Origin of the sequence: Paenibacillus sp. Marseille-Q4541, from assembly GCF_018310695.1 — a bacterium.
Classification (GTDB): domain Bacteria; phylum Bacillota; class Bacilli; order Paenibacillales; family Paenibacillaceae; genus Paenibacillus.
In genome coordinates this window covers 55,466-67,948 of record NZ_JAGXCY010000002.1, presented here as the reverse complement: position 1 = coordinate 67,948, position 12,483 = coordinate 55,466, and the positions used below count along the sequence as shown (strand labels likewise).

The 12,483-nt window shown below is 41.5% G+C and carries 14 protein-coding genes; all 14 read left to right on the top strand.

Annotated features, from left to right (window positions below; genetic code table 11):
• The first annotated feature begins 11 nt into the window (after window positions 1-11).
• The 14 genes from pgmB to KFT32_RS02960 all read left to right on the top strand — a co-directional run bounded on the left by pgmB (window position 12) and on the right by KFT32_RS02960 (window position 12,463).
• Window positions 12-671 (top strand): beta-phosphoglucomutase, encoded by a 660-nt coding sequence (pgmB, locus tag KFT32_RS03025; RefSeq protein WP_211745656.1) that lies wholly within the window; start codon window positions 12-14, stop codon window positions 669-671.
• 56 nt (window positions 672-727) lie between these two features.
• Entirely contained in the window at window positions 728-2,137 is a 1,410-nt protein-coding gene (locus KFT32_RS03020) for a PTS transporter subunit EIIC (protein WP_211745655.1), read from the top strand.
• Window positions 2,138-2,680: 543 nt separating this feature from the next.
• Complete coding sequence (locus tag KFT32_RS03015) at window positions 2,681-3,601, top strand: methyl-accepting chemotaxis protein (RefSeq protein WP_211745654.1); 921 nt, start codon at window positions 2,681-2,683, stop codon at window positions 3,599-3,601.
• A gap of 324 nt (window positions 3,602-3,925) precedes the next feature.
• Window positions 3,926-4,489, top strand: coding sequence for a sigma-70 family RNA polymerase sigma factor (locus tag KFT32_RS03010; RefSeq protein ID WP_211745653.1), 564 nt, complete (start codon window positions 3,926-3,928; stop codon window positions 4,487-4,489).
• Window positions 4,479-4,982 (top strand): DUF3600 domain-containing protein, encoded by a 504-nt coding sequence (locus KFT32_RS03005; protein WP_211745652.1) that lies wholly within the window; start codon window positions 4,479-4,481, stop codon window positions 4,980-4,982. The genes KFT32_RS03010 and KFT32_RS03005 overlap by 11 nt, the downstream gene beginning before the upstream one ends.
• Before the next feature lie 296 nt (window positions 4,983-5,278).
• Complete coding sequence (locus KFT32_RS03000; protein WP_211745651.1) at window positions 5,279-5,857, top strand: GNAT family N-acetyltransferase; 579 nt, start codon at window positions 5,279-5,281, stop codon at window positions 5,855-5,857.
• Window positions 5,858-6,198: 341 nt separating this feature from the next.
• On the top strand, window positions 6,199-6,678 hold the full coding sequence (locus tag KFT32_RS02995) for a GNAT family N-acetyltransferase (RefSeq protein WP_211745650.1): 480 nt from the start codon (window positions 6,199-6,201) through the stop codon (window positions 6,676-6,678).
• A 245-nt stretch (window positions 6,679-6,923) separates the two neighbouring features.
• Complete coding sequence (locus KFT32_RS02990) at window positions 6,924-7,781, top strand: PHP domain-containing protein (protein WP_211745649.1); 858 nt, start codon at window positions 6,924-6,926, stop codon at window positions 7,779-7,781.
• Window positions 7,782-7,834: 53 nt separating this feature from the next.
• On the top strand, window positions 7,835-8,536 hold the full coding sequence (locus KFT32_RS02985) for a GntR family transcriptional regulator (protein WP_211745648.1): 702 nt from the start codon (window positions 7,835-7,837) through the stop codon (window positions 8,534-8,536).
• A gap of 50 nt (window positions 8,537-8,586) precedes the next feature.
• Complete coding sequence (gene phnG / locus KFT32_RS02980; protein ID WP_211745647.1) at window positions 8,587-9,012, top strand: phosphonate C-P lyase system protein PhnG; 426 nt, start codon at window positions 8,587-8,589, stop codon at window positions 9,010-9,012.
• Between the two features lie 10 nt (window positions 9,013-9,022).
• The gene (gene phnH / locus KFT32_RS02975) at window positions 9,023-9,619 is read left to right on the top strand and encodes a phosphonate C-P lyase system protein PhnH (RefSeq protein ID WP_211745646.1); all 597 of its coding nucleotides are present in this window, start codon (window positions 9,023-9,025) and stop codon (window positions 9,617-9,619) included.
• Window positions 9,620-10,771: a carbon-phosphorus lyase complex subunit PhnI gene (locus KFT32_RS02970; protein WP_211745645.1), complete on the top strand. Its 1,152-nt coding sequence runs from the start codon at window positions 9,620-9,622 to the stop codon at window positions 10,769-10,771. It abuts the gene before it with no gap.
• A complete protein-coding gene (locus KFT32_RS02965) occupies window positions 10,755-11,621 on the top strand; it encodes an alpha-D-ribose 1-methylphosphonate 5-phosphate C-P-lyase PhnJ (protein WP_211745644.1) in 867 nt (288 codons plus the stop codon). The genes KFT32_RS02970 and KFT32_RS02965 overlap by 17 nt, the downstream gene beginning before the upstream one ends.
• Window positions 11,618-12,463 (top strand): ATP-binding cassette domain-containing protein, encoded by an 846-nt coding sequence (locus tag KFT32_RS02960; RefSeq protein WP_211745643.1) that lies wholly within the window; start codon window positions 11,618-11,620, stop codon window positions 12,461-12,463. Before KFT32_RS02965 ends, KFT32_RS02960 begins: the two co-directional genes overlap by 4 nt.
• Window positions 12,464-12,483 lie beyond the last annotated feature (20 nt).

Below are 12,483 nucleotides of genomic sequence, written 5' to 3'. Positions count from 1 at the left end.
GGTGATTTGTTATGCGAGCGGTTTTATTTGATCTGGATGGTGTCGTTGCAGATACTGCCAAATACCATTTCATCGCATGGAGGCAGTTAGGCGAAAAAATTGGCATTGTTATTGACGAGCAATTCAATGAGCAATTAAAAGGGGTTAGCAGGAATGAATCCCTGGAAAGAATGCTGAAGTACGGTAATAAAAGCAACGAACTGACACAAATAGAGAAGGAACAGTTAGCCGAAGAAAAAAACCAGATATATGTTCAACATATTCAATCCATAACACCTGAGGATGCGTTGCCGCAGATTCCAGAATTACTAGAGGAACTAAAAGAAAATGGAATCAAAATAGGACTAGCTTCAGCAAGTAAAAACGGTCCCCTGTTATTAAATTTACTGGGATTGGCTCATTTCTTTGACTGTGTTGTGGATCCTTCAACCGTTCCTGGTAAACCCGCTCCGGACATATTTATTAAAGGAAGCCAATTGTTAGGTGTTGATCCTAAACAGTGTGTGGGAATAGAGGATGCTTTCTCCGGTGTTGAGGCGATTAAAAAAGCAGGGATGACAGCAATAGGAATAGGAAAAACTGGGGATTTATCGCAAGCAGATCAAGTTTATTCGAGTACGCTAGGTTTAAATTATAGTGCTATCAGGCAAGTCTGGTTGGAGAGTCATTAATGGCTCTCTAATCGTAATTCATAATATCGGTTTATTACATCAAGGGGGAAACATCGATGAAGAAAAATTATGAAAAAATGGCCAAGTCCATCATCGAAAATGTAGGCGGTCAAGATAACATTATCGGATTGGAACACTGTATGACTCGTTTGCGCTTTCAATTAAAGGATCACTCAAAGGTAGATGAAGAAAACCTGAAAAGTATGGAAGGTGTAGCAGGCGTTGTTGATACACCAAATCAATATCAGGTTATTATCGGTAATGAAGTAAGCGCTGTCTATAATGCAATAATTAAACAGAATGTGAAAAGCACGGAGGATATAGACGGGTCGTCTTCCGATAATGATGATAATTCAAATAAAAAAAGAGGATTTTTGAGTAAGCTAATTGATACGATTACAGGCTGTATGACTCCGATGATCCCTGCTCTTACCGCTGCGGGTATGATTAAAGTTATTTTATCACTCCTCGTTACTTTTGATCTAATTTCTCAGGAAGCTAGCACTTATCGGATGTTGGATATTATAGGGGACGCCGCGTTCTATTTCATGCCAATCCTACTAGCCGTTAACGCTTCTAAAAAATTCCGAGTAAACACTTCGATGGCGGTAATTGTTGCAGGTGTATTGTTACATCCTAACTTCACTGCATGGGTTTCTTCTGGAGATCCAATCTCTTTCATAGGGCTTCCTGTTCCAGGTGTTATTTATGCTGCTTCCGTCATTCCGGTATTATTGACAGTATGGATCATGTCTTATATTGAACGGTTTATCGACAGAATCGTGCCTAACATGCTTAAGATCATATTGAATCCAACGCTTACTCTGTTAATCAGTGCTCCGCTCGCTCTGATTGTCATTGGTCCATTAGGTAATTTTGCGGGTCAAGGTCTTGCTAGTTTAATTGAGATTCTTCAAGGAAATCTTGGATTTGTCATGGTTGCATTGCTCGCAGCTGCCTTCCCATTTATTGTGATGACAGGTATGCATCATGCATTAACACCGATTTTTATCTCAACATTTGCTGCTACTGGACAAGAAGCGCTCATCCTTGTCGCACAAATATGCGCAAACCTTGCTCAAAGTGGCGCAACTTTAGCTGTTGCAATTCGTTCCAAAAATAAAGAAATGAAACAACTGGCTTCAGCTTCGTGGATTTCATCAATTATGGGTATTACAGAACCTGCATTGTATGGGGTAACATTGAAATTGAAACGACCCATGGTAGCTGCCGCCATCGCTGCAGGCGTCGCCGGATGTTTCGCGGGAATCATGCATGTAACACTATATGTGCCTCAAAATAATATTACAGCTTTACTGGCTTTTTCCGGTGAAAAGGGCCTATCCAATATCATTAATGGTGTTATTATGATGCTTCTGTCATTTATCGTATCTTTCGTTCTGTGTCTTGTGCTTGGTTTCAAAGACAATAAGGACTCTAAGCAGTCCAATTCTGTAAACGGTTAAATATATCATTGTGGAAAAGACGGTAGCTGACTAAAACAGCCCGTCTTTTTTCTTTTGTTCATTGCTGCTTGCTATATGGATATGTTATTACAATAGGGTTACACAAATACACCCGTGGATTCGCTAAGATGGAAAAAAGTGTTTATTAATACTTACGCTAGAGGTGTTTCAATATATACTACTTTTGGTTAATCAAAAAAATAATAATAAAGTAATAATAGTGCTTAGGTAAAACAAATGGTTCGTGTTATATTGAATTTTATAAAGGAATGAGAAGGTGAAAAGAAGATAAAATAATAAATTTAAGTAGCGTTTGATTATATGCTGTTATTGTTGCACATGTTATTACAATTACAATTTGAAACCGAATTCATATTTTCTGATCAATAAATAGCAAGATTTTAAGATAATAGGTGTCTACTGCCTACATAGAAAGTAAAGAGATTGTTATCGGATTGTTAGATTGTTGTTTGATGTCAATTTTATTGTGTTCTTCGAATTAGATTAGCTTGTATGGCCTAGTAAGAGTATGGGGGAATTTAGTTGAATAGGGTAAATAAACGTATAGAGGATAACGTTACTAACGAATCGATCGTCAGAGCACTGGAACAAAATCTGGCTATCATCCGGTTTGATCTTGAGCGCCGAGTAACTTATGTCAATGAAGTATTCGCGAAAAGTATGGGATATAATGCAGAAGAAATGTACGGTATGTTACACAAGGAATTTTGTTTCTCTGATTTTGTGAACAGTGCTGAATATGAACTGTTTTGGGAAAGTATATTATGTGGTAAAAGTTTTCAGGATAAGATTGAGCGTAAAGATGCAAAGGGGAATGCCATCTGGCTTGAAGCTACATACATGCCAATTTTCGATGAGAAAGGCGAGAAAATTATTGCAGTTTCTAAGATAGCAACTAATATTACGAATCGTCAAAATAATATCTCGGCGGTTGTGGATGAACTGAAGGGAATGTCCACTAGTCTCAACAAGCGTGCTGAAATGGGTATTGAACGAAGTAAAGAGTTATTAGTGAGCATCTCCTCGATCGCTGAAGTATCTAAGTACAATACCACTACGCTAATGGATTTACAGCAAGAAGCCAAAACTATACAAGGTGTCGTGAAGACGATTCGTGACATTGCCTCACAGACTCAACTACTTGCCCTTAATGCAGCAATCGAAGCTGCACACGCAGGAGAATATGGAAGAGGGTTCGATATTGTTGCCAAAGAAGTGAAAAAGCTGTCTTCTAAGGTGGAGAACTCTATTACTGAAATCAGAGATAGTGTAGAGGGCATAACGAAGGAAATTGAAAATATATCCCAAGGGACAAAAGATATTGAGGAGCATGTAGAACAAAGTCAACAGCAAATCGAAGTAGCAATGAATGATTTTTCCGTCGTGTTATTCTCTGCACAAGAGCTGGACTCTAAGGCACGGCATGTAATTGATATTGTGTAAGAAATTAGATTGACAGGTTAGTTATAGGATATATATTAAGAACATGGAATGTAACTAACTTTTCCCATGTTCTTTTTTGTGTTTTTCTAAAGAGATGGACGATAGTTTATTCACTTGAACGAAAGCGATTTATCGTTTGGTTGGGTATCAAATACGGACGAACCTTACAATAAGACACTGAAAGATATAGAGATTTTTTTAGATGAAATCGAGATTACTAGGTAAGAGGTCCGGTGATTTATCAAAAAAGTTTATTCTCTTACTGAACCTTTTTCCCCGCCGGAGCGAATTAAGGGTTGTAACACGTTAGGGAGGGGCCCCCCCATGAATGATAAAGAGTTACTTCTGTTGCTTGAAAAAGTGATGCTCGGCGACGAGTCTGCCTTTCAGCTTGTCTATCAGGCGACTCACCAAGACGTCTATCGGACGGTTGCTTTTCTCGTCTACAACAAACAGGACATTGAGGATATCGTGAATGAAGTGTACATGCGCATGTGGCGGTCGTTTCACACGTACGACCCGAACCGGCCGTTCCGGTATTGGCTGCACGGGATCACTGTACGTCAGGTTCAGGATTGGAAAAGAAAGGCTTGGCGGCGAATTCGCCTCTTTGAACGAAACCGGCAGATGGCTTGCGAACAGTTTGAGTGGACGGACAAAGCTATCTTGCAATCCGAAATGCAGCATGAACTGTTCAGCATTGTCCGTCAATTGTCGTACAAACTACGTGTGGTCGTCATCCTGCGCTATTTTCACGACTATGCTCTGGAAGAAATCGCAGACATGCTGCAGATCCCCGTTGGCACAGTGAAATCCAGGCATCATTTGGCACTGAAAGAACTCCGGAAACGATTCGAAATGACGGGAGGAGATGCGTATGTCCATTGACAAGGAATTGCGTGAAGAGCTTCGCCAGGCGGCAGATTCGATGCAATGCCCACCCGATTTGTATGGACGTGTAAGGCAGTCCTATCAACACTATGTGAACGAAAAGAGAGGACGATCTCCCATGAAAAAATGCATGCTGGCAGGCATTGCCGCAGTAGCAATCCTGATTCCGTCTGCTGCATTTGCTGCTTCCTATCTGGCTGATGATATTTTCGGTTCTTCTGAGACCATTGAACAGCACGGTGGTACACAGGAAGATTATCAAGCCATGGAAGGAATGCTTCAGGCAGCAAAAGGCAAGCTCACGGAAGACGAATTCAAGGAGTATACGGAGCTGACCAAGCAGTTGATGCAATTAAAGCTGCAGATCACCGATGAAAATGGGGTCAAACATGAGGAGAAGCTGACCAAAGAAGAGCAACAACAGTTTGAACAGCTCACCTCCAGGTTAGCCCCGTACTTTGAGAAGATAAACGGTACCGCCAAACCGTGAGAAAATGAAGCAGGGACCCGTCCAATGCGATCGGGGTCCCTTTTTTCTCGTATTTCGAACGGTATCATTGAATGTTAGCCCAATGTTTGCTACAATTTGTGGATATATATGGGAGGGGGAGTCCGCTATGCCAGTAACTTTGTAATAGTTTAAACTTAATATGATTTTTCACTATTACAAGGATGCAAAGCATAGTGCTGATTTCATCACATATTGCGGTGGATCCTTGAGATTACTGCACGTTGTGATCATTCCTTATTCTGCTTTGTATTCCTTCTATTATTAGGAGGATACCCATGAGTAATTCATACAGCTCAATTAACAACATGTTCACGATAGAATGTAAGGATATTATTTTGAGAGAGTATCAAGTTGAGGATTTAGGTGCATTACACAACCTTACTTGGCAACCTCACTTTCACGAATTTCTGTTGGATTGGAATGTGTCCAAGGAACAGCGTGAAGACTGGTTTCATCATTATGAAATTCCTGAGAATAAACGATTTATACAGGCTGTATCAAAAGACGGATATATTGGAGAACTACGTTTGCGATTAGGAATCATATTGAAAGAAACAGGCGAGTTTATTGGTGTTTGCGGTACAGGAATATTGGATACAGTATCGCCGCCAAACAGAGAAATATATTACGGGATTTCAAAAGACCACAGAAATAAAGGTTACACGACACAAGCAGCAAAAGGATTAATCGATTATTTGTTTCTTAACACCACAGTCCAAGAACTTATCGCTATTGCTCAGATCAGTAACCTAGCATCGAACAAAGTGATACGGAAATGTGGTTTTGAGTATCAAGATGAATTAGAGATTGAAGATAGGAAATACCAATATTATAAAATGAATAATAATAACTAAAAGTAAAAAAGGGCTGCGAGTAACGCAGCCCTTTCGTTATATACCCTCTCTACGTATCAAATCATGATGATCTTAAACTAACCAGTGGTGGAGCCGAACATAACGAAAAGATGTCTGAAGCACAGAAGAGCAATTAAACGGATTTCAGTCGAAATGGGTTGAATTAGGGTAGGCAATTAGGTTAATAAATAAAGATAAGCCGAAGGATTATGTCAGCCGTTTTATTCAGAAGAGAGATGCTATATTTTTGGGAAAAGCACAGGAACAGATAAATAATATCGCAGCCCAGAGTAGTTGGATTAGATAAAAAGATAAAGTCATAAACATATGGAGGTTCTTAGATGAAGCTACAAATACGCAGTGCAAACGCAGACGATATCCAGTCAATTATCCTGTTGAGAAAAGAATTGGATGAGGTAAATGCAGATTTAAGACCTGATTTATTTACTTTAACTAACTATTACACAGAGGAAGACGTTCGTAACTTGTTACATACGGAAAATTCGAATGTGGTTGTTGTAGAAAAGACGCCGGATAACAGGGTCTTGGGTTATGCCGTATTAAAAATGGAGCGTACGGAGCAGCATCTTATTTTTAATGAGCGGACCTCTTTATTTGTTCAGGATTTTTCGGTACATGAAGATGTCAGGGGACAAGGTGTAGGTCAATTCTTATTTGATTATATTGTGGCCTATGCCAAAGAAAATAATGTGGATAGCTTGGAACTTAACGTGTTTGCAGAAAATGATCGCGCGATGCAATTTTATGAATCCAATGGGATGCGTGAAAAAACAAGAAGGTTAGAGCTTGACATGAAATAATAAGCGAATAATAGCAAAGCTCTACTTTTTTCTAATTGTATAGTTTTGCTATTTGATCATTTAATAAAGAAAATAGAGCGCTCTTCCATAACATTGGGAGGGTGCTTTTTTTGCTGCAATCTATAAAATAACAAAGCTTTACCTACAGTTTACACTCCATTGACCCTTGCAACTTGGCATCAAGTTAGACTAGGCAAAAGAAGAAGTTGCTCCTCATTATTCAAATTTGTCAGGAGGTTCATTAGATGAAGGTGGAATTGCATTGTCACACTAACCTATCCGACGGTTCTTGTTCATTTACAGAAGTATTAGAGCTTGCGGCTCAGGAGCATATTTCTCATTTGGCAATTACAAACCACGATACAACCGTTGGTCTTGGTGAGATGGTGAACCAAGGAAAAGAGAGCGGTATCGAGATTATTCCTGGTATTGAGATATCTGCTTATGATTTTGTAAGGAATCGCCGAGTTCATATTCTCGGATACGAGATTGAGCCTGGGAATAAGGCCATTGCAGATCTGTGTGATCCGCTCATTCAGCAGCGACATGAAGGCTGTCAGCGTGCAGTAGAAACATTAATTCAAGCCGGATACGACATTACTTGGGAACAGGTTATGAAATATGCGGAAGGAGGAACTGGCGTTTATAAGCAGCATATTATGCATGCCTTAATTGAAGAAGGTTACACCGACTCCTTTTATGGAGATTTATATAAAACTTTGTTTTCTCGTGGAAGAGATGGAGAGACCGCTGGTCTTGCCTATACTCCTATGGAGTATGTGGATGCGGAGCGAGCGATCACCGCCATTATTGCGGCAGGAGGAGTTCCTGTACTAGCGCATCCTGGCCAATATGAAAGTTTTGAATTTGTGCCGGAGCTAACGAGTTATGGACTGCAGGGGATTGAAATGCTTCACCCGTTGCACGGACCTCAGGACGAACAAAGGGCTGCTAGGCTCGCTAAGGAATACAATCTCTTCGTGACAGGTGGATCTGATTTTCATGGTTCTTATGGAGAGAAAGAAGTGAAGCTCGGCAGCAGAAGTCCTGGAATCGATGCTGTGAATGCAATTCGTGAGTGCAAAAAGAGTCTTCATCTGTGAAATAAAAAGGATTGAATTGGGCACGATGTTCATCTTATTAGGAGGTGTAGTACTTGTCAGAAGAGATGGATATTATGGATCATTTCGTGATGTGGATAGAGTCCGGTAAATATGAACCTTACGATAAACTTCCATCAGAGAACGAAGTGGCTGACCGATTTAAAGTACCCCGAATAACGGCTCGGAAAGCCTATGAGAAGCTCCAAGAGTTGGGATATATCTACTCCATGCAGGGAAAAGGGAGCTTTGTGAAGGACAGGCAACAACGAATTTCGCTTGTACTTAGTGCTGACAAAAGCTTCAGTCGGAAAATGATAGAGCTAGGCTACAATTATCAATCGAGAAATATTTTATGTGAAAAGATAGAGTTTAATCAAAAAATATATGAAATCCTGAATGTAGATGAACAGGATTCTATATATAGAGTGGACCGCCTCCGATTTATCGATGATCGGCCCATCGCATTGCATAGTTCTTTTGTCTCTGAGGCAATGTTTCCGGAGATCGGACGAGAAGGAAAAGAGATTTACTCGATGTTTCAATATTATGAAAGCAAAGGATTTAGGGAGTTTCAATCGACACAGACACAACTTAGACTCACGCATCCTTCAAAGATGGAAAGGGAATTGCTGGAATGCTCAAGCTTAATTCCTTTAATCGTAATAGAGTCGGAGTGCACCGACAAGGAGTCGGGCAATACGCTGGAATACAGTAAAATCATGTATCGCGGAGATTTATTCACTTACGTCATCTAATAGGAAATAGGTAATCAGATGGATTCCACAGGATAGGTTGGAGGTTCGAAATGAAACGAAGACAAAGAACGGAGATCTTGATCAACAGTACTTCTGATCTCTTGGCGTTGCTATCAAAACAAATTGAAGACAGGTATGAAACTACGGTCACGCAAGATCCCAATCCGGGACTTGTTATGGTCAAAGTAAGAGAGACTGCTGCACAAAGCCTGTTCTACCTCGGAGAGGTGCTAGTGACAGAGTGCAAGGTCCAGATCAATGATGCAACCGGTATTGGGCTGATTCAGGGAGATGAAAGTAAAAAAGCATATCATCTAGCCGTCATTGACGCTGCGTATACGGCCGGGCTTACCGAAACAAGCGGATGGGAAGCGTTATTGCAGCTAGAGAGTGAAAAACTTGCTTCAGATCGTAAAAAAGATGTTCTCAAGCTTATGGGAACGAAAGTTGATTTTGAAACCATGGACAATGATTAAGGGGGACAAGATGATGGTAAACCAGGTTCACGTAATTCAGCAAACCTATAGAAAAGTAATCGATGCATTGTCCAGACCAGGATCGATTCAAAATCTTTCAGACATAGCGACCAAGGTAGAGAAACGTTCGGACTGTTATCCTGTCACGATTGCGCTCGCTCACATGCTGCTTGATACGGAAGTGACGTTCCACGTATGTGCAGACGAGGAGGAGGAAGTATCCCTTTTTTTGAGTCAGTTAACCTATGCCAAGAGGTCTGATGTGAGCATGGCGGATTATATTTTTGTTATGCAAAATGCCAGTACCGAATCTTTATTAGAGGCAATGAGACTTGCGAAAAACGGAGATCTTCAAGACCCTCATGAGTCAGCCACGTTCATTATTGAATCAACCAATTTGTTTGGTGGGGAGAAAAGAATACTTAAAGGGCCTGGAATTGAAGATATTGCTTCTTGTGAAATACAGGCTTCCGGCTCTTGGGAAGATATACGTGCAGAACGAAACGCAGAATTTCCTCTTGGCATCGATATGATCTTCACGGATACGACGCATCTCCTTATGGCCTTGCCAAGAACAACCCGTATTGAAAAGGAGGTACAACATTAAATGGGATATGTTGCCGTCAAAGGAGGAACAAAAGCAATTGAAGAAGCGCTCAAGCGAATTCAGTATGAACGGCTGAAGCAGGGGAAATCTCTGGATGTGTCGTCAGTTGAGTCAGGTATGAGGGCTCTTATCGATCAAGTGATGTCTGAGAGCAGTTTATACAGTGAAACGCTTGCGGCACTTGCGATCAAGCAGGCAGAGGGAAGTCCTGAAGAAGCGGTATTCCTACTCAGAGCTTACCGCTCTACACTACCTCGTAAACATTACTCGAGAACGGTAGAGTCTGAACAAATGCGAATTCACCGTAGGATATCTGCTTCTTTTAAAGACATTCCTGGTGGACAAATTCTCGGTGCAACAACGGATTATTCGCATCGTCTGCTTGATTTTGAGCTCAGAGATGAAACGGAAGAAAGCATTACAGCTTGGCTCAGAAACTTTGAGCATCAGGGACAGGATGATATGCAGCAAACTAGGGGAGAAGTCGAAGAACAGCTGCCTAAAGTACTGAGTTATTTGCGCAGTGAAGGACTAATTGAGGATTGTTCAAAGGATGACACGGAGCCAGAAGATGTGACCCGATCGAGTTTGTCTTTCCCAGCGAGCCGGAGCGAGAAGCTGCAAATTTTATCACGAGGTCAGACTGGTACTATCACTTCCCTTGCTTATGCAGTAATTCGGGGGTACGGAATGGTTCACCCCACCGTGGGAGAGCTTCGAGTGGGACATCTTCCGGTCTATGTAGATAGTCCGACTGAAACTTCACAGGATGAGGAAGATGCGTATTACATCGGAGAAATTCAAGTGACCGAGGTAGAAATGTTGGTGCCCAAAACGGTAGAAGCGGAGAACGGGAAGAAAGACATTCAGCTCGATTTCGGCTACGGACTTTGTTACGGACAAAATGAGACGAAGGCCATTGCCATGAGCATTTTAGATAAAAGCCTGGCTGAAGGAGATAAGACGATCCCAACTCAGAACGAAGAGTTTGTTCTCTATCATATTGATTCTGTCGAATCGTCTGGTTTTATATCTCATTTGAAAATGCCTCATTATGTTACATTCCAATCCAAGTTGAATGATGTACGAAAAATCAAACAAAGCGAGTCTGCACAGGCCAAAGAGGAGAATGCACATGCAGAATCATTATAATTTTGCCTTTTTAGATGAAGGTTCCAAAAGGGAGATTCGTAGAGCAACATTGAAAGCCATCGCGATTCCTGGTTATCAAGTTCCATTTGCCTCAAGAGAGATGCCGATTGGACGGGGCTGGGGCACGGGAGGGCTTCAGTTAACGCTCTCTCTCATCGGTGAACAAGATGTGCTCAAAGTGATTGATCAAGGTTCGGATGAGTCCGTGAATGCTGTAAGTATGAAAAAGCTTATTCAGAAGACGACAAATGTAAGAACAGTAGATGAGACAGAGGCAGCTACGCTAATCCAATCCCGTCACAGAGTTCCGGAAGTGCCTCTTCGAGAAGGGCAAATTCTGATCTTGCAAGTTCCGATGCCTGAGCCACTTCGTGTCTATGAATCTAGTGAACTGGAAACCAAGCGATTACACGGTGAAAAAGAATACAGCGGTGCGTGGCTTATGCTCTTCGAACAGTTGATGAAGTATGGCGGCATATCCACGGGTGCTGACCATCCGGTTATCGTACAGGATCGTTATGTAATGGCTCCAAGCCCTATTCCTAAATTCGATAATGGTAAACTTCATAGTTCAGAAGCCTTGATTCTATTAGGTGCAGGCAGAGAGAAAAAAATCTATGCTGTTCCGCCATACACGAAAATCGTTTCTCTCGCTTTTGAAGATGTACCATTCGAGCCAGAAACTTTCTTAGGTAAGAGTTGCCATCAGTGCGGTGCGGAGCACGTGTTCATGGACGAGCTTTATGATGCTGTAGCGGATACAACCTATTATCAATGTAATGATACCAGCTATTGTTTATCTCGAATGAATCAGCCGTCTTCGTATGAGAGGAGAGAATATGAACAGTGAATACCATCGATGAACCTATTTTTAAAATACGCGGGTTAAGCAAGCAGTTTGGCGAAGGATGTCCGAGGTGTAGTGATAAACAGAATCGTAACTTAGACAAGAACTACTGCCCAGCTTGCCGCACCGTGTATTCTTGCCAGGATATTTCCTTTGATCTGCATCCGGGGGAAGTACTCGGGATTGTCGGTGAGAGCGGAAGCGGAAAGTCGACATTAATGAAATGTCTTTATTTTGATCAAGAGGTAACGACGGGAAGTGCTTTTCTTCATGTATATAAAAACGGGACATGTAATTTGTTCGAACAATCCTCTCAGCAAAAAAGACAAATTCGAAATGAGCTAATGGGTAAGGTGTATCAGAATCCGATTTTTGGGCTCAGGATGAATTTTTCTTCCATCGGAAATATCGCGGAGAAGATGATTGCTGCGGGTACAAGGAATGTTTCGATGATGGAAGCAAGAGGGAGTGAGCTGTTAACACAGGTTCATATTCCCGTCTACCGGATGAAGGAAGAACCACAACATTTTTCCGGTGGTATGCAGCAAAGGGTACAGATTGCAAAAGCTCTGTCAAACAAACCGCCTATTTTGCTGCTGGATGAGGTTACAACAGGGCTGGACCTTTCGGTTCAAGCGAGTGTGCTTGATTTGATCAAACATTTGCAAAGAGAGCTTGGCATTAGCATCTTGCTAGTGTCCCATGATCTTGGGGTCATCCGTATGTTATCTGACCGGACTCTCGTGATGCTGGATGGACAAATTATCGAACAAGGCCTTACCGATCAGATCCTGGAAGATCCGCAGCACGCCTACACGCAGCAGCTTGTACAATCACTACTTTGAGAAATTATAAAAGGGAGTCG

Excerpts from the sequence above, each read along its gene's own strand:
- pgmB (WP_211745656.1), top strand. The coding sequence starts at position 12 with ATGCGAGCGGTTTTATTTGATCTGGATGGTGTCGTTGCAGATACTGCC.
- KFT32_RS03020 (WP_211745655.1), top strand. The coding sequence starts at position 728 with ATGAAGAAAAATTATGAAAAAATGGCCAAGTCCATCATCGAAAATGTA.
- KFT32_RS03010 (WP_211745653.1), top strand. The coding sequence starts at position 3,926 with ATGAATGATAAAGAGTTACTTCTGTTGCTTGAAAAAGTGATGCTCGGC.
- KFT32_RS03005 (WP_211745652.1), top strand. The coding sequence starts at position 4,479 with ATGTCCATTGACAAGGAATTGCGTGAAGAGCTTCGCCAGGCGGCAGAT.
- KFT32_RS03000 (WP_211745651.1), top strand. The coding sequence starts at position 5,279 with ATGAGTAATTCATACAGCTCAATTAACAACATGTTCACGATAGAATGT.
- KFT32_RS02995 (WP_211745650.1), top strand. The coding sequence starts at position 6,199 with ATGAAGCTACAAATACGCAGTGCAAACGCAGACGATATCCAGTCAATT.
- KFT32_RS02990 (WP_211745649.1), top strand. The coding sequence starts at position 6,924 with ATGAAGGTGGAATTGCATTGTCACACTAACCTATCCGACGGTTCTTGT.
- phnG (WP_211745647.1), top strand. The coding sequence starts at position 8,587 with ATGAAACGAAGACAAAGAACGGAGATCTTGATCAACAGTACTTCTGAT.
- phnH (WP_211745646.1), top strand. The coding sequence starts at position 9,023 with ATGATGGTAAACCAGGTTCACGTAATTCAGCAAACCTATAGAAAAGTA.
- KFT32_RS02970 (WP_211745645.1), top strand. The coding sequence starts at position 9,620 with ATGGGATATGTTGCCGTCAAAGGAGGAACAAAAGCAATTGAAGAAGCG.
- KFT32_RS02965 (WP_211745644.1), top strand. The coding sequence starts at position 10,755 with ATGCAGAATCATTATAATTTTGCCTTTTTAGATGAAGGTTCCAAAAGG.